Source organism: Limibacter armeniacum, from assembly GCF_036880985.1.
Taxonomy (GTDB): Bacteria; Bacteroidota; Bacteroidia; order Cytophagales; family Flammeovirgaceae; genus Limibacter; species Limibacter armeniacum.
The window spans coordinates 1,474,823-1,499,990 of sequence record NZ_JBAJNO010000009.1; the positions used below are offsets into that span (position 1 = coordinate 1,474,823).

18 protein-coding genes are annotated in these 25,168 nt (G+C 41.9%); 11 read left to right on the forward strand and 7 right to left on the reverse strand.

Features of this window, described 5'->3' with window-relative positions; genetic code table 11:
• Positions 1-18 precede the first annotated feature (18 nt).
• The 4 genes from V6R21_RS23905 to V6R21_RS23920 form a co-directional block, all read right to left on the reverse strand.
• Positions 19-1,944, reverse strand: a complete 1,926-nt coding sequence (locus V6R21_RS23905; RefSeq protein ID WP_334246047.1) for an AAA domain-containing protein — start codon at positions 1,942-1,944, stop codon at positions 19-21.
• Between the two features lie 208 nt (positions 1,945-2,152).
• Positions 2,153-2,791: a YiiX/YebB-like N1pC/P60 family cysteine hydrolase gene (locus tag V6R21_RS23910; protein ID WP_334246048.1), complete on the reverse strand. Its 639-nt coding sequence runs from the start codon at positions 2,789-2,791 to the stop codon at positions 2,153-2,155.
• A gap of 33 nt (positions 2,792-2,824) precedes the next feature.
• Entirely contained in the window at positions 2,825-4,987 is a 2,163-nt protein-coding gene (locus V6R21_RS23915; protein ID WP_334246049.1) for a 7TM diverse intracellular signaling domain-containing protein, read from the reverse strand.
• A 170-nt stretch (positions 4,988-5,157) separates the two neighbouring features.
• Complete coding sequence (locus tag V6R21_RS23920; RefSeq protein WP_334246050.1) at positions 5,158-5,589, reverse strand: hypothetical protein; 432 nt, start codon at positions 5,587-5,589, stop codon at positions 5,158-5,160.
• A 161-nt stretch (positions 5,590-5,750) separates the two neighbouring features.
• Here V6R21_RS23920 and V6R21_RS23925 point away from each other — a divergent pair, with 161 nt between their 5' ends.
• The 3 genes from V6R21_RS23925 to V6R21_RS23935 all read left to right on the forward strand — a co-directional run bounded on the left by V6R21_RS23925 (position 5,751) and on the right by V6R21_RS23935 (position 11,191).
• The gene (locus V6R21_RS23925) at positions 5,751-9,575 is read left to right on the forward strand and encodes a caspase family protein (RefSeq protein WP_334246051.1); all 3,825 of its coding nucleotides are present in this window, start codon (positions 5,751-5,753) and stop codon (positions 9,573-9,575) included.
• Positions 9,576-9,642: 67 nt separating this feature from the next.
• Positions 9,643-10,245 carry a hypothetical protein gene (locus V6R21_RS23930; RefSeq protein ID WP_334246052.1) on the forward strand — a complete coding sequence of 201 codons (603 nt, stop codon included), beginning with the start codon at positions 9,643-9,645 and terminating at the stop codon, positions 10,243-10,245.
• Between the two features lie 199 nt (positions 10,246-10,444).
• A complete protein-coding gene (locus V6R21_RS23935; RefSeq protein WP_334246053.1) occupies positions 10,445-11,191 on the forward strand; it encodes a helix-turn-helix domain-containing protein in 747 nt (248 codons plus the stop codon).
• A 256-nt stretch (positions 11,192-11,447) separates the two neighbouring features.
• Here the strand turns inward: V6R21_RS23935 and V6R21_RS23940 are convergent, their stop codons facing one another.
• From V6R21_RS23940 to V6R21_RS23950, 3 genes are all read right to left on the reverse strand, one after another.
• Positions 11,448-11,768: a hypothetical protein gene (locus tag V6R21_RS23940; RefSeq protein WP_334246054.1), complete on the reverse strand. Its 321-nt coding sequence runs from the start codon at positions 11,766-11,768 to the stop codon at positions 11,448-11,450.
• A 273-nt stretch (positions 11,769-12,041) separates the two neighbouring features.
• Positions 12,042-13,220 (reverse strand): M20 metallopeptidase family protein, encoded by a 1,179-nt coding sequence (locus tag V6R21_RS23945; RefSeq protein ID WP_334246055.1) that lies wholly within the window; start codon positions 13,218-13,220, stop codon positions 12,042-12,044.
• 151 nt (positions 13,221-13,371) lie between these two features.
• Positions 13,372-14,094, reverse strand: a complete 723-nt coding sequence (locus V6R21_RS23950) for an SIMPL domain-containing protein (RefSeq protein WP_334246056.1) — start codon at positions 14,092-14,094, stop codon at positions 13,372-13,374.
• Positions 14,095-14,485: 391 nt separating this feature from the next.
• Here V6R21_RS23950 and V6R21_RS23955 point away from each other — a divergent pair, with 391 nt between their 5' ends.
• From V6R21_RS23955 to ftsA, 8 genes are all read left to right on the forward strand, one after another.
• The gene (locus tag V6R21_RS23955; protein ID WP_408613144.1) at positions 14,486-15,937 is read left to right on the forward strand and encodes a UDP-N-acetylmuramoyl-L-alanyl-D-glutamate--2,6-diaminopimelate ligase; all 1,452 of its coding nucleotides are present in this window, start codon (positions 14,486-14,488) and stop codon (positions 15,935-15,937) included.
• 76 nt (positions 15,938-16,013) lie between these two features.
• On the forward strand, positions 16,014-17,234 hold the full coding sequence (mraY, locus tag V6R21_RS23960; protein ID WP_334246057.1) for a phospho-N-acetylmuramoyl-pentapeptide-transferase: 1,221 nt from the start codon (positions 16,014-16,016) through the stop codon (positions 17,232-17,234).
• Positions 17,235-17,287: 53 nt separating this feature from the next.
• Entirely contained in the window at positions 17,288-18,604 is a 1,317-nt protein-coding gene (murD, locus tag V6R21_RS23965) for a UDP-N-acetylmuramoyl-L-alanine--D-glutamate ligase (protein ID WP_334246058.1), read from the forward strand.
• A gap of 126 nt (positions 18,605-18,730) precedes the next feature.
• The gene (locus tag V6R21_RS23970) at positions 18,731-19,906 is read left to right on the forward strand and encodes an FtsW/RodA/SpoVE family cell cycle protein (RefSeq protein ID WP_334246059.1); all 1,176 of its coding nucleotides are present in this window, start codon (positions 18,731-18,733) and stop codon (positions 19,904-19,906) included.
• A gap of 66 nt (positions 19,907-19,972) precedes the next feature.
• Positions 19,973-21,064 (forward strand): undecaprenyldiphospho-muramoylpentapeptide beta-N-acetylglucosaminyltransferase, encoded by a 1,092-nt coding sequence (gene murG / locus V6R21_RS23975; RefSeq protein WP_334246060.1) that lies wholly within the window; start codon positions 19,973-19,975, stop codon positions 21,062-21,064.
• 34 nt (positions 21,065-21,098) lie between these two features.
• Positions 21,099-22,496, forward strand: coding sequence for a UDP-N-acetylmuramate--L-alanine ligase (murC, locus tag V6R21_RS23980; RefSeq protein WP_334246061.1), 1,398 nt, complete (start codon positions 21,099-21,101; stop codon positions 22,494-22,496).
• Between the two features lie 30 nt (positions 22,497-22,526).
• Positions 22,527-23,294 carry a cell division protein FtsQ/DivIB gene (locus V6R21_RS23985; protein ID WP_334246062.1) on the forward strand — a complete coding sequence of 256 codons (768 nt, stop codon included), beginning with the start codon at positions 22,527-22,529 and terminating at the stop codon, positions 23,292-23,294.
• 257 nt (positions 23,295-23,551) lie between these two features.
• Positions 23,552-24,868 (forward strand): cell division protein FtsA, encoded by a 1,317-nt coding sequence (gene ftsA / locus V6R21_RS23990; protein ID WP_334246063.1) that lies wholly within the window; start codon positions 23,552-23,554, stop codon positions 24,866-24,868.
• Positions 24,869-25,168: the final 300 nt, after the last annotated feature.

A 25,168-nucleotide genomic window follows, 5' to 3' on the forward strand; every position in this document is an offset into this window, starting at 1 on the left:
CTAGCTGCCAATAGCTCATTACTCCATATATTCCCAAGCACTATGATAAGCGCCTATTCGGTCAATATAATCCAGAAAGGATTGGTAAAAACTATGGGATGAAAGTGTAGCACTATCCCCTATCACCACCAACTTCTTTCGGGCACGGGTCAACGCAACGTTCATTCGTCGGGTATCAGCCAAGAAGCCTATACTTCCTTCATCATTGCTTCTTACCAAACTGATGTAGATAATATCTTTCTCCTGTCCCTGAAAACCATCCACCGTCTGTACCTGTATCTGGTCTGACCATTCCCTTAAAACTGTATCCGACAAAAGATGTTCACTCAAAGTCATTACTTGACCTTTATATGGTGAAATAATACCAATAGAAGGTTGTTCGACAGAGCCTTCAGCTTTATAAGCTTGCAGTATTCCGGTCAGGTGTCTAAGCAAAAGTGCAGCCTCCTCCTCATTGTAGCGGCTCTGTGTTTCTGGGTACATTGCTTCGACATACCCACACCCTGCCGTATCTACAAACTCAACAGCCGTTGATAGCTGTGGAAGTTCACTACTCTCGGAGAGTACATGGTTTTTAACTGAATCGTCAGCCTTTAACTCTCCATCGTAAAACTGTTCATTGGAAAACTGCATGATCTGCTCATTCATTCTGTATTGAACTTCCAGCATGACTGATGTTTCCTTCTGCCGAACCATTACTTTCTCAAAGAGTGTCTCTTCCAAACCTTCCTTTGCTGCCTGTTGTGACTTTACAGTTGGTGGCAACTGGCAATGGTCTCCTGCAAATACCACTTTATCTGCTTTCAGTATTGGAATCCAAGTAGCAGGTTCAAGTGCTTGAGCCGCTTCGTCTATAAATACTGTACTGAACTTACGGTCTTTGATAAACTTGTTGACAGCACCTACCAAAGTAGCAGTGATTACCTGCGCCTTATCCGTAAGGCTCTCCACAATATATTCTTCCAGCTGCTCGGCTTCTTTTAGCATCTGACGGGCATCCCGATACAAGTCTCTTCTTTTTTCCCTCTCCTCTTTACCAAAGTTCCGTTTAAACTTGGCTGCCTGCCTTTTAGCTTCTTCAGCGTCCCGACGCAACTTTTTCAATAACTTGAAATCATGATGCGCTTCAATTTGAGCATCCAAACTATACTGAATCACTTCATCCTGTACCCTTGCTGGGTTACCTATCCGCAGTACCTTGATTCCTTTCTCTGCCAGTTTCCTTGTCAACAAATCCACCGCCGTGTTACTAGGAGCTGTCACCAGCACCTGCTTTTCTCGTTGCAGTACCAGCTTCACCACTTGAACCAAGGTGGTAGTCTTACCTGTACCTGGAGGACCGTGTACCACCGCAATATCCTTCGCTGTCAAGACCTTGGCTACAGCTTCATTTTGTGCTTGGTTAAGTGTTTCTAGAGGTTGAAAACCATTTGGCACTTTCTTTTCAAATGTGGCAGGCTGCTCCCCCAAGAGTATATCTCTCAAAGTACGTGTACGCCCAGCTTTCAACTCCAACAACTGCTTGAGGGCATAATCCATCTCACGATAGGTTACATCATCAAACAGCATATCCACCCCAACATTTCCTTCTGTCAGCCAGTCAGGTAACTCATCCTCAGATACAGCAATCCGCATATTGTCTTCCCACACAGCAGCTACCACCCCTCTCAACCTTTCATCATCCTTTCCACCTTCGGAGAAAAAAGTCACCGAGTCTCCTACCTGAAAAGCATGAGGAGTTCCTTTAAACGAACCCCGCTCTATGGTAATATAAAACTGTTCTCCTGTCCCAATCTCAGATTTTTTGATAATGACAGGGTACCAGCAAATCCCTTTGCGTTTTCTTTCATTCAAAGGAGTTTGCAGGACATTCTTCTCGTATTGTCTAAAGTCTTCATCGCGCTCAATCTTCAAGAGGGAACGCAAGTGTTTGATTTCTTCCATATTCAATCGAAGTGGCGAAAGGGCCGCCTAACCTTTATTTTCAGATAATGCAATTTAAGGTTTCTGCGGATTGTTGTCCCATGAACTGTCAAGTTCTCCGCTTTTACCATTCAGAATCTATCACATCAAAGCACGGAACATGCCCCCTAAACAGTAAAAGCCTTCTCCGACCGATGGCGAAGAAGGCTTTCAATTAATCTTTTATCTATCAGTTCGGAAAATACAATGGAGGATCGCAGTCATCCGAGTCCCAAACGACAATCTTGTTTTCAGCATTCCATAACCCTGTTGGGGACACATATTGGCTGCCGATTCCAATCACATCGGCAGTGCTCACTTTCAACCTATTTTCAGGGTCCAGCTTATAAATATGTTCTGAGCAGCTCAACGCATCCGACTTCAGGTCAAACATGTTATCATAAGGTTGGTCTGAAAAGGACATATCACGCTCAATCATCTTGTCCAAATACTCGCCATCCCAATCAGGACATCGGCAAATCACCACCCGATCAGACTCCTTACAGATATCAAAAAAGTAAGACTTGGTAAAATCACTATGCGTCATCTCGGAAATTTCCCAATCACCATCACTCCCTTTTGAGCGACAAAATGCGGCATGGCTAAATTCACCAGGAATCAGAAACGTAGTCAGTTTCTTTTTATCAATCGTCAATATAAAATCTCCAGGCTGCAACAGTGCGTAGCCTACCTGATACTTCCAGCCTCTCAGTGAAGTATAGTATGTTGAGAACCTGATATATGGGATAACATGTTTGAGTGCATAATGGTACACCCTTCTTCTCATCACCCACATGACGATCTCAGCTTTGACTTTTTTGGGTAACATAAGTTTAAAAAAAGTTATAGTAAAAAATTTGAGTTATAGTTTGAAGCCCATCACCAAGATATCATCCGTTTGCTTTTCGTTGCCATGACTCATCCATTGGAAGAGGTTATCCCGAAGTATCGATTCTTGCTCTCCCATCGGATCCTTATGCAACAAAGTCAAAAAGCGTCGGAAGTTTTTAGCCATAAACTTCATATTGTTTTTACCTCCAAACTGATCCTTATAACCGTCACTGTACATGTAAAAAGTAACTGGCTCATCCAAAGGTATCGTATGCAATGTATATACCCTATCTTGTTGGTATACATTCCCTCCGATCGGTGCTGCATCCCCCTTGATCAAGTCCTCTTCTTTACCCTTGAAGATCAGAAGTGGGTTTTTCGCACCTGCATATTGCAATTCGTTTTTGTTTCTGTCAATACAAATAATCGAGAGTTCCATTCCATCTCTGTTTCCTGATGTCGATTGCCTTAAGGCTTTGTAAACCTGTTCATGCAACCTGTTCAGGATCAAGTCAGGAGATGTTATCTTATTCTTGATAATAATCTCTGTCAAAGACTGAATACCAATAAAGCTCATAAAAGCACCTGGCACTCCATGTCCTGTACAGTCCGCTGCTACCACTATCAACTTATCGTCAACCTCCTCCACAAAATAGAAATCACCCGATACTATATTCCTAGGTTGGTAGAATATAAAGTAACCGTCCTCTCCAAAGTATTTTTTCAACACTTCCTGAGAAGGCAACAATGCTCTTTGGATTTGCTTAGCATATTGAATGCTGGAAGTTATTTCCTCATTCACCTTTTTCAGTTGCTGGCTCTGCTGCTCCAACTCCTCATTCTGCTCTGCAATCTGAAGGTTTTGCGTATTCAACTCTTCATTAGCCTCTTGGAGTGAGTTGGTTCGCTCCATGACAGTCTCTTCAAGGTTATGGTTGATATCATCCAGTTCCTTGTTCAGCTGTTCATTTTTCAAGAACGCTGTAGAGAAGTTTTGAGCCAAGACAGATGCTTGAGAAAAAATAAATATGTAGAAACCTACGGTAAACATATTCATGGACTGAATGATGTTTTCATTCAGCAATAGGTCATTGACAGAGGTAATCACCAAGGACAAAGCTCCAAAAAGGAAAATCAATGCCCCTTTCTGCTTATTTAAGGCTGCATATGCCAATGTTCCGATACAATAGGCACAAACTACAGGTAACAGGTAAGTAATAGCCACCATCACATATGACACCATATATGTTGATGAAAACAAGGTAAAAGCAATCAGTATCCCAAATACCGTGTTAACACCTACCTGAAAATACTTGAATGTATAATCTCTGTACAGTAGCCTGATAAATAGCGGTACTGTAATAAGTGGAATCTCAAAAGCCAGATATTGCAACCTTAACAACCACCCCCAAGACATACTTGGCAGAAGTACCGTCATCAGGTATTCGCCTACAGTCAGCGCACGCAAGCACAATGCAAAAGAGGTAATGCTAAAAATCAGGTTAGCTGGTACATTTCTACGATAATAGTAAAGGATCAAGTGGTAAAGACCAACAATCAACACACTACTGAAAAGGAATATATCTCTCCATGTAGAAGTCTCTCTTTCCTGTAAGATTGCACCATCTGACCCTAACTGTATAGACTGCCACAACCCTCCTTTCCTATGATGGAAATTAGATACTTGTACCAACAATGAAAGTGTGTCGCCTTTAACAGGAAAGCTTACTATTTTCGTCTTATATTCAGGAGCTGCCTGTTCTTTATTCTTGCTCACCTTTCCATTTGAAGCCACCAACTGACCATCAACATAAAAACGGTAAGCCGTTCCTGCAGTTCTGATTTTCAATGCCAACTTGTCCGGTGCACTTGCAGGCAGTAATACTTTCAAGTGATAGGTAGCGACTCCAAAAGAAGGCAAAGGCTTTCCTAAAGCATCCGTCAAACCATTCCAAGTCTCCGGTACTTTTACCAACTGACGTTTGTAACCAGCCCCTTGCACTAAATCTTCCTCCAGTAGCAATTCACCCCAATAGAAATCCCATTGACCATCAAGGTTAATGATTTCATTGACATTTGATTGACGTAAATCTAGTAGGGCTGAATTTGCAACCTGTCCGAATGCATTAAATGAGAAAAAAATCCCAAGTAATAACCCTGAAAAAAAACAGCAAGTTCGTTGATTGATTTGCATTTGATATTAGTCGTAAAAAAATGTTTTGGAGTTATGTGCACGCAATATAGTACAGTTTTGTACAAAGTTGTAGCTCAAAAAAACATTCCTCCTACTTAGTGGGATAACGCTGTTATCAAAAAGGTTACTATCAAAGCATCTAGGTAAAAAGTAAATTCCCTCTTAAGTGTTTAATGACCTATTCTGACCATCAACATGTGCCACCATCTTGGGAAATCTTCAAAGGCATTTGAAATACTAACCAAGGCATCTCTGTCAATCACATCGCTTACACTAAATTGGACTTTTTTACCGGTAACGTCTGTTCTAGCATTGACAAACTCTATAAAATACTCCTCTTTGTTTAGCTTTTGGATACTTAGCTGAAAATCCCTATTGACATCACATAAAATGCGCTTCTCTCCTAAAATAAGCCTTGACAGGTTATAGGTAAATGCATCCCACTCTGAACATTGAATCCACCTACTGTCTTTAAAAGTGAAGGAACCATGTGCGTTTGAAGCCTTAATATCGATATCCATTTGAAATGAAGGAGTAACGTCGTCAATATCAACCACCTTCATCACCAAATTGAATGGCTTTTCAATTCTAACTTCTTTCATCTCTTTTGGGTCGTTTTTGAGTAATTAGATTTTAGTCGTTGTCGTTGTTATCCTGACAAACAACTATTTCTGGGTAGAAAAATTGCAAAATAAGAATACAATTGGATTTTTTTTATTTTTATCTTTCAATAAACTAAGAATTTACGCTAAAAACCAACCAAATGAGATTAACACTACTGCTATGGCTACTTTTCCCCTTTTGTAGCATAGCGCAAGACCAGACAAGAGGTCTTTCAAACAAGGCTTCTACAGTTACACTAGGTCCTAATGTACGCGCTATTATAGTGGGTGTTTCCCGTTATGCGCACATGCCTCCCTCAGGACAACTTCAATATGCCCACAAGGATGCCTTGGCATTTGCTGACTTCCTTAAAGAACACAGTGGTATAGAACCTTCCAACATTACCCTATTTCTGGACGAAAACGCCCAGCACCATGCTGTGGAGCAAATGATCTACAAGACGTTGTTTCAAGAAGCTCAAAAAGGCGAACAAGTCATCATCTACTTTGCAGGTCATGGAGATGTGGATGGTAATACGGACAATGCATTTCTCCTGACACATGATGCACCTGACCCTGCTGAAAAAGCCTATTACTTTGGGGGAGCCTTGGATGTTAGTCGCATTCAACAGTTTGTACAGCGTGCTACAGTTGCCAAAGGCATTAAGGTACTGCTGATCACGGATGCCTGCCGTTCGGGACATGTGGTGGGTGAAAATGTCTCGGACAAAACCCTCACTTCTCTGTTAGCTGAGTGGGAAAATACCGGAAAACTGGTTTCCTGTGCGCCCAACCAGCTTTCTGAAGAAGGAGTACAATGGGGAAATGGTCACGGGGTATTCACGTATTACCTGCTGAAAGCCCTAATGGGAGAAGCAGACATTGATGAAGACAAACAGGTAAACCTCGGAGAAGTTTATGACTTTGTAAGGTCAAATGTTAGGAAAGACACCAAAGGACAACAGTCCCCTCAATACAAGGGAAATGACGATCAGGTACTGATTACAGTGGATGAACGTCTGCTTGATCTTGCCCGACAAGATAAGTATGACAACTTGAAAGGACTTGTCGCCTCACGCTCCGCTTCAGATGACAAAGCGCCAGTTCACAGTAAAGGTGTACAAGCACTTTTGAATGACTTTTCAGAAGCCATAGCTGAAGGCAGACTATTAGAACCCCTTAAAAGCACTGATAAGCTTGACCTAAATGCTGACTTCAATGAGGAAGCAAGTATTCAGTTTATCAAAAACATGAGCATTACTGAAAATGGCATTGCAGTCAACTATATGTCTAAGCATATTAAGCTAATGGATAATTCGCTTAGGCAAACCGTTGACGTAATGGTTCCTTTTGATAACCCAAAAGTGATTGCAGCATCAGCAGATGGAGAACGCTATGCACTAGGTGGAGGCAATGGGTACCTTAGCCTATGGGAAGGCGAGGCACAAGTCAAACATATCAAGACACATAAAACTGCTGTCAGTTCTATTGCATTTACAGCTAACGGACATATACTAAGCGGTGATGAAAGGGGCTACCTCAAGCTTTGGGATGGCAACAGCCCTGAAGCTGAAACGGTAATCAATATCCCATCAGCCATTACCCAACTGGCAATCGCTCCCAATGGCAAATGGTGGGCAATGGCTACTGAAAATGGAAGAGTGGAAATCTTGGATGCAACCAAACAAAAAAGGTTTATCAATCTGGAAACAAACTTGAAAACCACACACCCTATTTCCTTCTCAGCAGATGCCCAGTGGTTATTGGTTGGGGGAGAGCAAAACTTACTGCAAGTCTACAAAGCAGATGGCTTTAAATTATCTCAGACTATCAAACTGAATAAGAAAGGGGTAAAAGGAATTTTCACATTAGGACACAGCAACTTTGCTTTAATCGCTTATGAAGGACAAACCCTGCAAGTAGTAGACTTTATCAAAGGTAAACCTGTAGGAACTTTCAGTATTCCGGAAGGGGATATAGCAGGCGTTACTGTCAACGCATCCGGTCAGGTATTTATCGGAACCAAGCAACATAAACTCTACAAGACAAAGCTGACTTTGCCAAAACCATATGCTGTTGACCTCTATGCCGGAATCCTTGCTACAGCTGACACAGAAACCAGCGACAAAGCCAAAGGCTCATTGGCAGTAGCACTACAAAACAAGGCTCAGCAGATCATTACGCCATTTATTCTAGGTAAAACTGTAACACCCTCAGCCGATGAAGTAACTGAAGCTATCCGCGAACTGGATTACGCCATTGGACTCTATCCAAATGATCCACTTTTGACAGAAGACATGTTTATCCGTAAGTGGTTTTTGGAAGCTTACCTGATTATTGTCAACAATGACGTGAAGCATTACAATGATGCAGTCGCCTTGTTTATGAAGATTCTGGAAAAGGATAACAAGTCCGCATTCCCACACAACGGCATTGCACTGATCAGGAAAAAACAAATGGAACTGGCAAAAGCCAAGGAAAGCATTGCACAGGCATTGGAGATCATTCCGAAATGGACGGAACCACGCAAAAACCTCGGTGAAACATTCGTCAAGGAGGGGAAATTTGCCGAGGCACTCAAGGAGTTTGAAAAGATCAAGGCCTTATCTCCTGAAAAGACAAAAGGCTATCTAGGCGCCGGCAATATCTATATGGAAATGGGATATTACAAATTGGCAGAAACTGAATTACAAAAGGCAATCAAGCTGGATGGAAATGACCCTGTAGTGCTTGCGAACCTTGCCAACTTGCGTATGGCACAAGGACAATTGGTACAAGCAGAAAACCTACTGAAAAATGCACTTCAGCTAAACCCGACTGCCTTGTTACCTTATCTTCAGTTGGCGAAACTTTATGAACTGTACTACAACAGACAAGACCAGAATACTGAACTTTTGGACGCAGCCAAAGCACTACTCGAATTGGGAATCCAATATCTGCCGAACGAACCCGATTTACAGGCCTCATTGGGATACCTGATGACTGAGCATCATACACATTTCCAAGGACAGGAAAAAGTAATAGAGGAGCATTTTGCCAAAGCACTTGCCTTGGATCCCTATAACCAATTGGCACTGGAAGGCAGAGGTCTCTACGCCTACCTAGTAGCCAATGATGCTGGAAAGGCAAAGACCTTTACAATGGAGTTTGTGGAAAAACTCAAGCAATACCCTGCTCCTGACATCTACCTAACCAAACTGGCGCTGGCAAGCAAAAATTACCCTTCAGCGGCTCAGAGTTGTTTGCAAGCCATCAAGAAAAACCCTGCCCGACTGGCTCCTTACCAGTTGCTATGGCAGCTATACTTAGATACCGATAGCGAAAAAGGACTGACGGAACTGTACCTGAAAGGAAAAGAACACCTGCCACAAACGCCATGGTTCGACTACAAATACGGACTGTACTACGCTGGCAAAAAAGATACAGGCAAAGCAAAAGTCTACTTCACCAAAGCCCTTAGCATAGATCCGAATTTCCTGTATGCAGGACTTGCCAAGGCGATGCAGACCAACCAACGTTCCAAGTATTCGGTCAAAAACCTGTATCCCTATGACCAGACCCAACAGTCATTTAATGGCTTTACGATCGTGACCAAAAATGGCAGGCAAGGTGTCGTAGATATGGCAGGTAGATTGATTGTACCAATTACCTACAAACATATCGATTACAAACGCAATGGTTATACTGTTGTACAAAACACTGATGGATTATACACGATCACAGCACCTGACGGAAAAGTGCTTAACCAGCAAGGTTATGAGGAGGTTACCTTCCTGGAGTGTGGACTCATCAGCGTAAAACAGAACGGCAAATACGGTTGTATAGACAAGCAAACAGGTGCCGTTAAAGCTCCATTTAAATATGCCCGCATCTCCAACGGAAACTGGACAGGCAAAGCCGCTGCCTGTTGTAGAATTAATGCGAACGACTCAGCCCAGCAAGCTGATTTCTATTATGGGGATGGGAGTTGTGGGTCTTGTAAATAACAAATCCCTGTAGAGACAAGGCATGTCCTGTCTCTACAGGAAATCTAAAATCTTCTAAATACTGAAAATGAGAAGTAAACAGTTAATTAAAATTGGATTTGTATTGCTGATTGTCTTTAGCTGTAAAAAATACAATACGCATTGTTCTGACCTGTCTATTCAAGATATGATCACAATGATGGACTCGCTCAATGCAAAAGGGAATGATTATTCAGACACTTTAAATATCTTTCTTGATGGAAATGAACAAGTGAATATCGTTTTGTATCGACCCTCTATGAATATTATAGGACGCATTGGGACAAGATCAAAACTTAGAGTATTCTACAATACTGATAATGAGAAAGTATTATTAGGAACTAATATTTACAGTACCTTAAGTGATACTAGCATTTGGTATGACTTCAACGAACAATTAAGCTATTACAATAGAGATGAATATAAACTAGACTCATCGATCTACATCCAAATCTCCTCAGAAGCAGATTATTGCTATTTATTAAGAGAGTTAAATAGAGGATATAAGATGTACAGAAAAAATATGGAGCAAAAAATCCCTCATTTTGCTTTGGACTTGAACGTAAAAACTCGACTTACACCAACATCTATCCCTGATAGTATCTTCAACAACTTCGAAGAAATTAAAAATGTAGAAAACGTATTCCATTGATACATCTAGCAAGTACAGAAATGTGATACTTGTGCTATACATTTTCAGAAGCATATACTTCCAAACAAAATCTAAGAACCGCTGTACTAATTCTGAAGCCAGTTAAAACAAACTGTCACTACTTCCTTCCAAACCTTACTTCTTTCCTATATGCCGATGTTTTCTCCAATGCACTAAATCCTGTATAATGAGTATGCCTATGAAGCATCTTACTTTTCCATATCGACAACAGATTGCCCATGCCCTGTCGGCAGGCTGTAGCTTTACCGAAATCGGTAAGCGCCTTGGTGTACACAGGTCTACTGTCAGCAGAGAGGTGGAACGTAATAGCATCAATGGCAGATACTGTCCTCGAAGGGCGCAACAGTTGGCACAACAGCGCCGCAGCATAGCATGTCGTCACGATAGAACAATTGGCAACAATAACAGTTTTTGGCTTCGTAGACATTTACCTCAAAAAAATTGGTGCAGAGGAAAACGAGGGCTATTGCGTAATCAAAAGGATAATCGCTACCGTGTACGTGATTTTTTGGCAGACCACCGTCTGAATAGGCAAGGTAAAGCCACATTCTCATTTCCGGGTCGCCATTACAATATCCAGTACCGTTTCTGCTTTACCCGGCAATCTTCATTTTGCCGCTTGCCACGCATACGTTCACTGATCAAACGTTGGTACCGAATCCATCAGACTTATTGGAAGCGCCACCCTTATGTTTTAGTGAAGGTTGCTAACCCTTTTCTCCGCTTGTCAGGTCGACGAAAAAAATATTGGGCAAAACCTTATGACCTGTACGGTTTACCCACACCACCAATCTCAGAACCAAACAGAATAGAAAAGTTTTTTGTCGCTGCCTTTTACCTGAAAGTAATGGCACAGCTGTTGGTTGCCTATCCTACAGAAAGTCTTCTTTCTGCTGTGGCTTGTCCGCCAAAAATTGCTGCTTGATATGAATTGTTCCTATATTTTTTCTTTCCTTTCCGAAATCTCCCCCAAAACCTTACAATATTTCTTCAAAGAAAATAAGCTTCCATCCTGCTCGTGCATTTGGCGATGATGGGAGGGCAATACACCAGATCCACCTTACTTCAAAAGAATATTACGCAACAGCACCGTATACTGGAAAACTACAAAACAAAACCAGTAGCAATAAAAAGGCCCAAGAATTACTTCGATAACTCTTGGACTAGTTTGGTCAGGCCTCTCATTCTATAATGTCATAAACTGCAATGAATATTTCCCTACGCTTATTACTACCCAGTACCTTTTTCTCCACCTCAATATACTTATGGGAAATTGTATCCAATATTTCATAAGTTGTTCTCTCTCCACGAACCATCCCTTTTGGTCCTGAAATCAACCTTTTATAGCGCATTATTTGTCCAATTGGATAGGACACTACTGAATCTTTAGTTGTATTAATCAACACACTATCTGACCATATTTGACATGAACGCCCATAATAAATCGGCTCATTTTTTAAGGTAGACTTTTCTGCAGTTTCTCCATAATGACTTTTAATCATACCACTGAAAGTACGATACTTCAAATTTTTAAAATAAATCAAAAACCAAACCCCGCCAATAACTACTCCTAGTATAAATATGGTTCTCAGCACTACTCTCAAAATCTCTAAATTATCTCGTCCAACAAGCTATACTCCTCCCATTTAGCAAAAGCTTAAACACTACAAGGTTGCAGAACGATATAGTTAACTAAAAAAAAACAGGTCCAAGAACCGCTATGCTAATTCTTGAACCCCCTTCAGCTTCGCCTTCGCTCAGCTAACTTTTTATTATTACCCCAACAAAGTCAAGGTATTCATCACCTGCAATGCTACGCCAATCGGCAGACAATCCTCATCTACATTAAACCAACCTGTATGAGCTCCTGCTGTGGTTTTCTTTTCCTCGTTGCCACACCCCAAGTGGAAGAAAGCACCGCTTGTCTTTTCGAGGTAGTAGGCAAAATCTTCTACGCCTAAGCTTGGCTGTTCCTTCAGAGTCACATTCTCTTTTCCCAACAGCAGTTCTGCATTGGCTTTAGCTACATCTACTGCTTCATCGTGGTTGATCAGGGCGGTGTCACCTGGTTTGAAAATCACTTCACCTTCCCCTCCATGTGCCTTTGCTGTGTTAGACACTATTTCCTGTAACCTGCGGTAACAGAACTGACGGGTTTCTGGGTCAAGTGTACGCAGGGTCCCATCCATCCTTACTTCATTGGCTATCACATTATGTTTGGTACCTCCTCGGATAGTACCAAGCGTTACCACGGCAGAATTCAATGGTGAGATGTTTCGGCTCACTAACGACTGTAAGGCAGTAATCACATGTCCGGCAATCATAATGGCATCTACCCCTGCCTCAGGGTAGGCTGCATGAGCAGATGCACCTTTCACCACTACTTCCAGCGTATCCGATGCAGCATTCAGGTGTCCATATTTTACACGGGCAGTTCCTGTTTTCATGGCTGGTTGCATATGCAAGCCCATTACATAATCTACTTTCGGGTTTTCAAGGCAACCTTCCTTGATCATAGGCTCTGCTCCCCCATCTGATTCTTCATCTGGCTGGAAGAACAGTTTTACAGTTCCTTTCAGTTCTGATTGCATGCTTTTCAGGATTTTCGCAGCACCCAATACGATAGTGGTATGGGCATCGTGTCCGCAGGCATGCATTTTTCCATCATAAGTGGATTTGTAGGGAATATCACTCAGTTCCTGAATCGGCAAGGCGTCAATATCCCCTCTTAAGGCAACCACTTTTCCCTGCTCTGCCCCTTCGATAATACCCACCACACCTGTACCAGCAATCTTGGTATATGGAATATCAAGTTCTTCCAGATATTCAATAATTTTCTGCTGTGTACGGAACTCCTCCCTACCTAATTCGGGGTGCATATGGAAATCCCTTCTTATATCCACAAGCCAAGGCAACATCTCATCAGCTTGTTCTTTAATTCGTTCTATATTCATGGGAAAGTATTTAGATCTGAGATATAAGATTTAGACCTGAAACTATCAATTTAACTCTACCAATATACAAAGAGACAGTCACAAAAAAAGAGACGCTTGCAAAGCGTCTCTCCTAATTCTAATATCACTTGTCTGACATTTACTGTCTACATTACTCAATGATCCATGCGATCGTCACACTCTTCTCCACCTCAATTTCTTTTGGTGTCAACTCCAGTTGGTCACCGCCGCCCGCTCTGCTCATTGCCATGTCTTGCTTGTACATTGGGCTTAATGGAATCGGACGGATATTCGCTACATCATAATGGATAGCGTGAATCTTACCCAATTTCACTTCAGCAGCCTGAGTCAGAATCTTAGCTTTGTGTTTAGCATCTGCTACCGCCATCTCAATTGCCTTCTCTCCTGCTGCTTTTTTCTGCTCTTCAGTCAAGTCAAACATTACGTTGTAACCATAAGGGAAAGTATCATTCTGCATCACTTCCACTACCTTATCTAGCAGGTCTTGTGTAAACTTCTGCTCCACCAGCATATTCACGCTGCCCTTATAACCTACTTTAATACGTCTACCTTGTGTGTACTCATAGTTTTCATTAATCTGGAAATGCTGAGTTTTGAGCGCCTCCTTGTCTATACCGTTTTTCTCCAAAGCCCCTCTAAGCGCAGCCAATGCTTCTTTCATTTTCTTGGAGCACTGTGTATAGTCGGTATCTTCTACTGAGATTGGAATCTGAATAATCATCTTTTCAGGCAACATACTGAAAGTTGCTTTTCCTTCTACAGTTATCATGCTTTTGTCATTATCGTTCGTCTGTGCCATTGTTGTTGTAATCATACCTGTCAACAGAACCAATATCGTCAATAACTTCTTCATATCGTATGCTAATTTTTGGTTTAAAAAATTCAATTTGTGTTTTAACATTAGAGACAATTTTTCCATCTCATCTTGGCTGAGTTCAATTAAAGGACACACCAAACTTGAAATAGGTAATCCCCAACAGTGTTAAGTTTTCATAAATTCATATTCAGGCATTTCCAACACCTTCCATATGACCGTAAGATGAAAGAGATATTAAATCACCTATCTTGTCAACACTGTGAAGAAAAAACCCTTTTGATACCTTACATTCTCAATTATTTTTTTATAATCTTGCAAGTTTCCTATTAAGGACTACTAATAAGACAAAAAAATGGTCGTCTCTTTGCTTGGAAAGCTTTTTTCGACCTTTCGAAATCCAAATTAAGCATACAAAACAATTACAGCCATCAAGACACTTGCACATATACTGGGTGAGTACCCACATGAAATCATCAAAGGAGACAGCAACCTCCAAGTTAACAATCTGCATATTGATTCCCGTCAGGTAAAAGACGGAGACTTATTTATTGCAGTCAAAGGCAGTGAGGCTGACGGACACAATTATATTGAGGCAGCATTGCAGAATGGTGCTGTAGCTGTAGTCTGTGAAACGCTTCCGGCAACCCTGCATGAAGGAATTGTCTATATTCAAGCTGCCAATACAGCAAAAGCAGCAGGGCATTTGGCCTCCAACTTCTATGACAACCCATCTTCAAAACTCAAACTGGTAGCCATTACAGGTACCAATGGTAAAACAACTACGGTCATGCTGATGCACCAGTTGTTTAGAAAAATGGGTTACAATGCAGGTGTACTGTCTACGATTGAAAACAAAATCAACGAAGAGGTTATCCCAACCAAACTGACAACACCTGATGCCATTACAATCAACAGGCTAATGGCTGAAATGGTCGAACGTAAATGCACTCACTGTTTTATGGAAGCCAGCTCACATGCTATTGTACAGGAGCGTATAGCCGGTTTAGCATTTGATGTAGCTTTGTTCTCCAATATCAGCCATGACCACTTGGATTACCATGGCACATTCAAGGATTATATCAATGCCAAAAAGCAGCTTTTTGATCAGCTGTCACCTTCTGCACATGCACTAGTCAATGCAGATGACCGTAGAAGCTCAGTGATGCTTCAAAACTGCAAGGCAAAGCACCATACTTTTGCGCTGAAATCAATGGCTGACTTCAAAGGCAAACTGATTGCCAATACTTTTGAAGGATTGCTGATGGAAATTGACAGCAAAGAGGTTTGGTTCCGACTGATCGGCGACTTCAATGCTTACAACCTATTGGGCGTATACGCTGCTGCCATCCTTTTGGGCGAGCCTTCAGATGACGTATTGACAGTACTTTCTGAAATAAAACCTGCTCCGGGAAGGTTTGACCAAATCGTTTCTCCCAATCAGGTAAGAGGCATTGTTGACTATGCACATACGCCTGATGCCTTGGAAAATGTACTTTCCACAATCCAAGGACTGCGAGTTCCTGGTGAGCGTATTATCACGATTGTAGGCTGTGGCGGAAACAGGGACAAAACCAAAAGACCTGTGATGGCCAAAACGGCTGCCAACATGAGTGACCTTGTATTTATCACTTCAGACAACCCAAGGTTTGAAAAGCCTGACGACATCATTGATGACATGATGGAAGGTATCAGCCCTGCTGATACCCGAAGAGTCATGAAGATTACGGACCGCAAAGAAGCCATCAAGATGGCATGTACTATGGCACAACCCAACGACATAATCCTGATTGCAGGAAAAGGACATGAAACCTATCAGGAAGTTGAGGGCGTAAGACATCCATTTGACGACAGAGCATTACTTAAAGAATTTCTAGCATAACTGACCTGGCATAAGCGTGTGTAACAGAATGCCATTATCTTTAAACTGACAAACTAAACGAAGAACTTGTATTATCATGTTGTACCATCTGTTTGACTATTTACATACCCACTTTGATCTGCCCGGAACAGGGCTTTTCCAATACATTACCTTCAGAGCAATGCTCACAGCGGTATTCTCTGTATTGTTTGCGACCATCTTTGGTAAAAAGATTATCCAAATGTTACAGAAAATGCAAATGGGAGAAATCGTGCGTGACCTAGGGCTGGAGGGACAAATGCAAAAGCAAGGAACCCCGACAATGGGTGGCCTGATTATTATCGGGTCAATTGTATTGCCTGTTCTTCTCTTTGCCAAGCTTGACAATATCTACATCCTGTTGCTGGTGATCTCCATTCTTTGGACAGGAGCTATCGGTTTTGTGGATGATTACCTTAAAAGAATCAAGAAAAACAAAGATGGTCTTCCAGGAAGGCTTAAGATTGTAGGACAAGTTGGCTTAGGACTGATTGTCGGTCTGACGATGCTATACCATGAAGATATTGTGGTAAGGGAATTTTTTGCCCACGTTGACAAAAGCCTTCCACTTACAGCTCTGAAAGAAGGGATTGACTTTCAGGATGTCAAATCACTGACCACTACTTTCCCATTCTTCAAGAACTACGAGCTAGACTATAACAGCATTGCACCACAAGGCTGGAACTTACTCACCAATATGCTATATGTTGGGTTGGTTATTTTTATCATTACAGCTATCTCTAATGGCGCCAACATCACAGATGGCTTGGATGGCTTGGCTGCGGGTACATCAGGCATTATCAGCTTTGCCTTGGCAATCTTTGCTTATGTATCAGGTAACTTGGTCTTTGCGGACTACCTCAACATTATGTATATCCCCAATTCGGGTGAAGCAGCCATTTTCTGTACAGCACTGGTCGGAGCCTGTATAGGTTTCCTTTGGTACAACTCCTACCCTGCCCAAGTATTTATGGGTGATACCGGTAGCTTATCATTGGGAGGTGTAATTGCAGTATTGGCCATTATTCTGAGAAAAGAACTGATGCTACCAATTCTTTGCGGTATTTTCCTGATAGAAAACGTTTCTGTTATTATGCAGGTGAGTTACTTCAAGTACACTAAAAAGAAATATGGAGAAGGCCGTCGTATTTTCCGTATGGCACCACTGCATCACCATTATCAGAAAAGCAATATTCCTGAGCCTAAAATCGTTGCCCGATTCTGGATCGTGGGGCTGATTTTGGCCATCCTGACTATTGCAACCTTGAAAATCAGATAATCATCAATATAGAGACGTCAAATTGGCGTCTCTGTCTATTCATAGATACAAGAATGAAAAAAATCGCAATTCTGGGAGCAGGTGAAAGCGGCACAGGAGCTGCATTGCTGGCTAAGGCTAAAGGTTATCAGGTATTCCTTTCTGACAAGGGAATGATAGCGCCCAAATACAAGGAGGTACTTAACGCTCATGACATCCCATTTGAAGAAGGCCAACACACAGAAGCAGAAATTCTTTCTGCTGATGAAGTGGTTAAAAGTCCGGGTATCCCTGATTGGGTTCCGATGATAAAAGCTATCAGGGAAAAAGGCATCCCTGTCAGTTCTGAAATTGAGTTTGCATCACGCTACACCAACGCCAACCTAATTGCGATTACAGGAACGAATGGTAAAACAACCACATCTCTCCTGACTTACCACTTGCTGAAAGAAAATGGTTTCAACATTGGACTTGCCGGCAATATTGGGGACAGTTTTGCGCTATCAGTATTGGAAAAAGCTTTTGACTGGTACGTACTTGAGGTCAGCAGCTTTCAGCTGGATGATATTCATGAACATTTCTCTCCAAGCATTGCCATGGTCCTCAATATCACGCCAGACCATTTGGACCGATATGACAACAGCATGGAACTTTACGCTAAATCCAAATTCAGGATTGCGGAAAATATGGAAGAGAATGGGTTGTTTATTCTTAACAGGGAAGATGAAGTAAGTATAGAAGAGCTTTCAGAACATGAAATCAGACCATCAGTTGCCTTCTTCTCTGCAAGTAACTACGATGGAGATAAACTGAACGTCACCTTTGAGAGCATTACATATACCTTTGACAACCTGCCACTGAAAGGTCCACATAATGGAATGAATATGAGTGCAGCTATTATGGCAGCACTGAAAGCTGGCATTTCAGCAGAAGGCATACAACAAGCGCTTACTACCTTCAAGAATACAGAACACCGAATGGAGGAAATCACCACCATTGATGAAGTGCTATTTGTCAATGACTCCAAAGCTACAAACGTAGATGCAGTCCGTTATGCGCTTGATAGTTTTGATCAACCGATTGTTTGGATTGCAGGTGGTGTAGACAAGGGAAATGAATACGACCAGATTGAATCCCTAGTGCAGAAAAACGTGAAAGCCATTGTTTGTCTTGGCAAAGACAATGAAAAGATAAAATCGGCTTTTAATAAAATAGTCAAGGACATTCAAGAAACGGAAGACGTACAGGAAGCTGCCAGTATTGCTTTAAGCAAAGCTAGTAAAGGCGACGTTGTACTCCTTTCTCCAGCTTGCGCAAGCTTTGACTTATTCAAGAATTATATGGATCGAGGAGATCAGTTTAGAGCGGCAGTACTTGCTTTGAGACCTTGATTTTTGTTTTTTGACCCATAAAAATATACCCTAAACGGGATTGGGACTGACCAAAACTACTGAATTGATTTAACCCCACTAGCTGCTGCAAAGTCGGGACGCTAAAGATAAAGACATTTTTTGCTGATGAACGAACTACTCAAAAAACTGGAGGGAGACCGACTAATCTGGTTGGTTGTAACCATACTATCAATGCTTAGTATTCTGGTGGTGTACAGTGCTGCCGGTTCATTGGCATACAAAAACGTAGGAGGAAATACAGAGCATTACCTGATCAGGCATGCCACATTGGTAGGCATAGCCTTGATTGCCATGTATATTTGCCATAAGGTAGACTATATTTACTACTCAAGGCTTTCAAGGTATGCATTGCTCATTTCCATTCCAATGCTGGCTTTTACATGGTTCTTCGGATCTGAGGTAAACTCTGCTTCCCGATGGATTGAAATACCATTTTTACATTACACTTTTCAGCCTTCTGACTTAGCCAAGCTAGCCCTGATCACCAATATGGCCAGTATGCTTTGGAAACGTCAGCGAAATATTCAGGAGTTCAAGAACTCTATTATTCCCTTGCTGATCTGGACAGGGGTCATCTGTGGACTTATCGGGTTGAGTGACGTTTCTACAGCCTCCTTACTTTTCCTGACCATCATGCTGTTGCTTTTCATTGGACGTGTTCCTGTTAAGTACTTAGGTATGCTTGTTGGAATCGGAATCTTGGCAGGTCTTTTTGCCTATCATTTTGGTCAACGTGGAGACACCGCCACCAGCCGACTCAGTTCATTTATTGGCAACTCAGAAGTCCCTTATCAGGCACAACAATCATTTATTGCGATTGCCACTGGAGGCGTTACGGGTAAAGGCATTGGCCAGAGTACACAAAGGAACTTCCTACCTCACTCCTATTCAGACTTTATCTTTGCCATTATTGTAGAAGAGTATGGATTTATTGGTGGTTTTGGCATCATTATCCTGTATCTTATCATGCTATACAGAGGCATGATGGTAGCAGCCCGAAGCAGGGAAGCTTTTGGAGGTCTACTGGCTGCTGGTCTTGTTTTTAGCTTGATATTGCAGGCATTTGTCCATATGGCCGTTGTGGTAGGGTTAATGCCACTGACAGGTCTTCCGTTACCGCTACTAAGTATGGGTGGTACCTCTTTACTATTTACAGGGATGGGCATTGGAATTATCCTCAGTGTGAGTCGAGGCCCTCAAAATGAAAATGCTTACCGCAAACCTGTAGCGGTAAGGTCAAAGGACAATCAGAACAGGCCCATGAATGTCCCTTTGGGATAAAATTTAAGAATATAGTAATCAGAAACAGAGCTATTCAAAGCCCTTGTTTCTAATTCAGAAAGATAAATGAGCAAAAAAGTAATTATCAGTGGCGGAGGTACCGGCGGACACGTTTACCCAGCCATTGCCATCGCAGATGCTATCAAGGAAATTGCTCCTGACACAGACATCCTATTTGTAGGTGCTGAAGGCAAGATGGAAATGGAAAAAGTGCCCGAAGCCGGTTATCCAATTGAAGGACTTTGGATCAGCGGTATCCAAAGGAAACTCACGCTTCAAAACCTGATGTTCCCATTCAAGTTGCTTTCAAGTATGATGAAAGCCAACAAGATCGTAAAGGAGTTCAAACCGGATGTGGTCGTAGGAGTTGGCGGATATGCAAGCGGTCCTATCATGAAAGCCGCTAATGGCAAAGGTATCCCGACTGTTATACAGGAACAGAATGGCTATGCAGGCCTGACCAACAAGCTGTTGGCTGACAAAGCAAAGAAAGTTTGTGTCGCTTACCCTGATATGGAAAAATACTTCCCTAAGGATAAAATCATCTTTACGGGCAACCCAGTACGCAAGGATATCATCAAATTGGAGCACCTTCGTGAGGAAGCCATGCAACACTTTGGATTATCTACAGAAAAGAAAACAGTACTGGTAATAGGTGGCAGCTTAGGAGCCTTGACCATCAATGAAAGTATTGCCAACAGTGTAGAGGAATTACTTGACAAGGGTTATCAGCTTATCTGGCAAACGGGTAAGTTCTATTTTGAGCGCTTTGAGACTGCATTCAAGGATGTAGATAACGCTGGTCTGAAGATCATGCCGTTTATTCGCCGAATGGATTACGCTTATGCCTGTGCAGATGTAGTGGTTTCAAGAGCTGGCGCACTTTCTATTTCAGAGCTTTGTCTAGCAGGTAAACCGTCTATTCTGGTTCCTTCTCCAAATGTGGCAGAAGACCACCAAACCAAAAATGCATTGGCTTTGGCTAAAGAAAATGCCGCAATCATGGTGAAAGATGTGGACGCCAGAGAACAATTGAAAGAGATACTTATCAATTTGCTTGGAGACACCACAAAGCAATCGGAGCTGAATGGAGCTATCCTAAAACTTGGAAAACCTACAGCAGCCATTGACATTGCCAAAGAAGTATTGAAGTTTTAAAAGATTATCAGGAAAAAAAGGCGCCAAGAATAAGATGATAAGCATAAGCATTGAGCATATCAGGTATGTATACTTTGTTGGAATAGGTGGTATTGGCATGAGTGCCATAGCCCGATGGTTCAACACAAACGGAAAGACAGTTGCAGGTTATGACCGTACACCTACTCCTTTAACCAAGGCGTTGGAAAAGGAAGGTATTGCTATTCATTTCGAAGACGATGTGAACAAGATTCCTGAGGCATTTCTTCAGACTCCACAAGAGGAAGTGCTTTGCGTTTACACACCTGCAATCCCGAAACACCATCAGGAGCTTAACTTCCTACAAGACAAAGGGTACAACTTACTGAAAAGGTCAGAAGTATTGGGCATTATCACCAAGGCTCACTTCTGTATTGGGGTTGCTGGAACACATGGCAAGACAACGACTTCATCGCTGCTTGCACACATGTTGACACATGCAGGGAAAAATTGCACAGGGTTCTTGGGAGGTATTGCCACCAACTATAACTCAAACCTGGTTCTGGCACCAAATCCTGAGGAACCACAACTGGTTGTTGTGGAAGCTGATGAGTTTGACCGTTCGTTCCTTCGCTTACATCCAAACATCTCGATTGTCACAAATGCAGAAGCAGACCATCTAGATATATATGGGAATGAAGATGCTGTAAAAGATTCCTTCAATGCTTATATCAGAAAACTAGATCCTGAAGAAGGGCAGTTGTTTTTCCAACATAAGGTAATGCTGGCTGCAATAGAGGAAATAAAGCAAGCATACCCGTATGGTATTGACAATGGAGCAATACAAGCTAAAAATATCCGCATCAGTGACCATTGTTTTGTCTTTAACTTACAGCTACCAGACCGTCAGATCAAAGATATTCCAATCATGGTTCCAGGTTTCCATAATGTAGAAAATGCCGTAGCTGCGGCTTCAGTCTGTTGGCAACTTGGACTTACTGATGAACAGATCAGAGATGGTATAGCTTCTTATAAAGGCGTGAAAAGGCGATTTGAATATATCGTTCAGCAAGAAGGCAAAGTTTATATTGATGACTATGCACACCACCCTACAGAGTTGGAAGCATTTATCCAATCTGCCAAGGCACTATACCCTGAGGAAAAGCTTACAGTAATTTTCCAGCCACACCTGTATTCACGAACCAGGGATTTTGCAGATGGTTTTGCCAAAAGCCTCTCCTTGGCTGACAAGGTATTACTGATGGAAATTTACCCTGCAAGGGAACTCCCAATTGAAGGAGTATCCGCCTCCATGATCTTTGAGCAGGTAAGTACTGAAAAGGAAATGGTTACGGAAGATAACCTACTGGATAAAGTAAAAGCAGATGCTTCAGGTATTATTGCAACAGTCGGTGCAGGCAATATCGACCGATTTGTTCCACAACTGAAAGCATTATTTGAACAGAATGCCTAAAACAAATGGCGTGAACAGAATAAACAAACGATGAAAACAGGCTTCAAATTCAAAATCAATACTGGCATTGCCTTGCTGCTTGTCCTTTGCCTCATCGTATTGTTGGGTGCGTACTCACTGATCAGCCACAAACAAACTGATATCAGTGAATTTGTGATCAATATCAACAACAAGTACGAATCCAACTTTATCAATGATACAGAGATCCGTGACCTTATCAACAAGATTGGCGTAGAAAGAAACGGGGAAAGCGAGGAAAGCCCTTCCCTAAAAGAAATTGAGCAAAAGCTAGAAGCGGTTGATTTCATCAAGAAAGCTGAGGTCTCTAAGGATATACAAGGAAACATGATTATAGATGTATATCAAGACAGGCCTATAGCCCGAATTATTGCAGGTAACGGACAATCTGCCTACATTAATCAGGAACGGAAGTTATTGGATCTTTCTAATAAATACACGGCACGGGTATTGCTAGTTACAGGTTCAGGAGCCAGCAAATTATTCAAGAAAGGTTATTTTGATACAGAAGAGGGGCAGCATCTTTTTGATATGATCTCCTTTTTGGGACAAGATAAATTCTGGCAGGCGCAGCTCACGCAACTTGACCTTAACAGCCAAATGGAAATCACAGCCTACACACAAGTAGGTAAAGAAGTAATAGAAATGGGGACTGCTGAAGGGTTTCGAAGAAAACTTGGTAAGCTTCGTGTATTTTACAATGAAATCATTCCTAAGATGGGTTGGAATTACTACAACACCATTAAATTACAGTATAAAGACCAAATAGTTTGTAAATAAGAAATAGATTGAATTAAATTGTACTTTTGCAGAAGCGGTACACTTTTTAGTGCCTTTTCCCGAAAAGTTTTTACATACTAACGATCAATAGGCTGATGAACGGACGAAAGTCCATTTTAAAGCTAAAAACTGTACGCTGCCAGACATAAGAGTAAGCAAGCACCCTCAGAGGGCTAAAGCGAGAATAATAACCTACTTGCTCTTAGGTCTTTTACACTGTAAGAGATTGAACGAAACCCCAATTAACAGATCACAAGATGGTTGATGATAAAATTATAGTAGGTCTGGACATCGGAACTACCAAAGTATGTGCGGTGGTAGGTAGACTGAACGCATACGGAAAACTGGAAATCCTTGGATTGGGCAGTGCTGCATCAGAAGGGGTAAAAGACGGAGTCGTAAGCAATATCAGCCGTACAACTATCGCGATCGAAGAAGCTATTAAAGACGCTGAAAAGAATTCTCAAATTGAAATAAACGTTGTCAATGTTGGTATTGCGGGAAAACATATCCGCTCTTCTGTTCAGCACGGAAGTATTACCCGACTAAGTAAAGATGATGAGATCAGTATTGAAGATGTAAACCGCCTGTCCAATGACATGTACAGAATTGTCACGGATCCAGGTACGGAGATCATCCACGTAGTGCCTCAACATTACACGGTTGACAACGAAGAAGATATTAAAGATCCTGTTGGTATGGCAGGTATCAAGCTGGAAGCTGAGTTCAATCTGATCACAGCTAGCTCAAATGCCATCAAGAACATCAAGCGTTGTGTGGAACGTACAAGCCTTGAAATTGATGAGCTTATTTTGGAGCCTATTGCTTCAAGCCTTGCCGTACTGAGTGAAGAGGAAAAGGAAGCAGGTGTAGCCATTGTAGACATTGGAGGCGGTACGACAGACATTGCCATCTTCTATGACGGTATTCTGCGTCACTCCGCAGTGATTCCATTTGGTGGTGATATCATTACTTCAGATATCAAGCAGGGCTGTGCTGTAATGCAGCATCAGGCTGAACTGCTGAAAGTGAAGTTTGGTAAATCACTTCCTGATGAAGCTTCAGAGTCAGAAGTCGTTTCGATTCCGGGCATCCGTAACAGGCCTGCCAAAGAAATTTCGATCAAGAACCTGTCATATATCATTGAAGCCCGCATGGAAGAAATCGTGGAGCTGATTATGGCTGAGATCGAACGTTCTGGTTATAGAAACAGATTGGCTGGAGGTGTCGTGCTTACAGGTGGAGGAGCTTTGCTCAAGAACCTGAAACAACTGGTTGAATACAAAACTGGTCTTGATGCACGTATTGGCTATCCAAACGAATACCTTGGCAAGTGTAAGAGTGAAGAGGTGAAAAGCCCTAAATACTCCACAGCTGTAGGATTGGTATTGGCTGGTTTCAAGCCATTGGACGGACGAGAAGACGATCGTCCTGGGCAATTGAAAGACGCCAACCTACAGGATGCTAAAATCTCTGACACTTCTGCTCACGCCGGAAACAACTTCTTCTCCAGCATGCTCCGCAAAGCGAAGGACTTGCTGATTGATGATTTTGACGATCAGGGAAGTTATTAACAGAGTAAAACATATGTTTTAATTGGTCAGTATCAACTGTTTCCAAAAAACAAAGTGTTACAACAGCTGTTATTAAAACGTATATTTCTAGCCGTTAGCTTCTATTAAATTTAATATCATCGATCACACTGATAATCAGCGTGATCGATGATATCCTGCAAATTTTCCGCACCTCTTCCACAAGATTTATAAGCCATTCAACGTATTTGAACTGAAATACTATTAATTTTGGTATTCAATTTATTATATTGTTTCCCGATTAAAAGCAAGGAACTTTTCAGCTCAAACTACAACACCAAA

Bases quoted from the DNA above. Each gene is read 5' to 3' on its own strand.
- V6R21_RS23925 (WP_334246051.1), top strand. From the start codon at position 5,751: ATGAGATTAACACTACTGCTATGGCTACTTTTCCCCTTTTGTAGCATA.
- V6R21_RS23905 (WP_334246047.1), bottom strand. From the start codon at position 1,944: ATGGAAGAAATCAAACACTTGCGTTCCCTCTTGAAGATTGAGCGCGAT.
- V6R21_RS23910 (WP_334246048.1), bottom strand. From the start codon at position 2,791: ATGTTACCCAAAAAAGTCAAAGCTGAGATCGTCATGTGGGTGATGAGA.
- V6R21_RS23950 (WP_334246056.1), bottom strand. From the start codon at position 14,094: ATGAAGAAGTTATTGACGATATTGGTTCTGTTGACAGGTATGATTACA.
- murC (WP_334246061.1), top strand. From the start codon at position 21,099: ATGATAAGCATAAGCATTGAGCATATCAGGTATGTATACTTTGTTGGA.
- V6R21_RS23920 (WP_334246050.1), bottom strand. From the start codon at position 5,589: ATGAAAGAAGTTAGAATTGAAAAGCCATTCAATTTGGTGATGAAGGTG.
- murG (WP_334246060.1), top strand. From the start codon at position 19,973: ATGAGCAAAAAAGTAATTATCAGTGGCGGAGGTACCGGCGGACACGTT.
- V6R21_RS23945 (WP_334246055.1), bottom strand. From the start codon at position 13,220: ATGAATATAGAACGAATTAAAGAACAAGCTGATGAGATGTTGCCTTGG.
- V6R21_RS23985 (WP_334246062.1), top strand. From the start codon at position 22,527: ATGAAAACAGGCTTCAAATTCAAAATCAATACTGGCATTGCCTTGCTG.
- V6R21_RS23930 (WP_334246052.1), top strand. From the start codon at position 9,643: ATGAGAAGTAAACAGTTAATTAAAATTGGATTTGTATTGCTGATTGTC.
- ftsA (WP_334246063.1), top strand. From the start codon at position 23,552: ATGGTTGATGATAAAATTATAGTAGGTCTGGACATCGGAACTACCAAA.
- murD (WP_334246058.1), top strand. From the start codon at position 17,288: ATGAAAAAAATCGCAATTCTGGGAGCAGGTGAAAGCGGCACAGGAGCT.
- V6R21_RS23935 (WP_334246053.1), top strand. From the start codon at position 10,445: ATGAAGCATCTTACTTTTCCATATCGACAACAGATTGCCCATGCCCTG.
- V6R21_RS23940 (WP_334246054.1), bottom strand. From the start codon at position 11,768: ATGATTAAAAGTCATTATGGAGAAACTGCAGAAAAGTCTACCTTAAAA.
- V6R21_RS23970 (WP_334246059.1), top strand. From the start codon at position 18,731: ATGAACGAACTACTCAAAAAACTGGAGGGAGACCGACTAATCTGGTTG.
- V6R21_RS23915 (WP_334246049.1), bottom strand. From the start codon at position 4,987: ATGCAAATCAATCAACGAACTTGCTGTTTTTTTTCAGGGTTATTACTT.
- mraY (WP_334246057.1), top strand. From the start codon at position 16,014: ATGTTGTACCATCTGTTTGACTATTTACATACCCACTTTGATCTGCCC.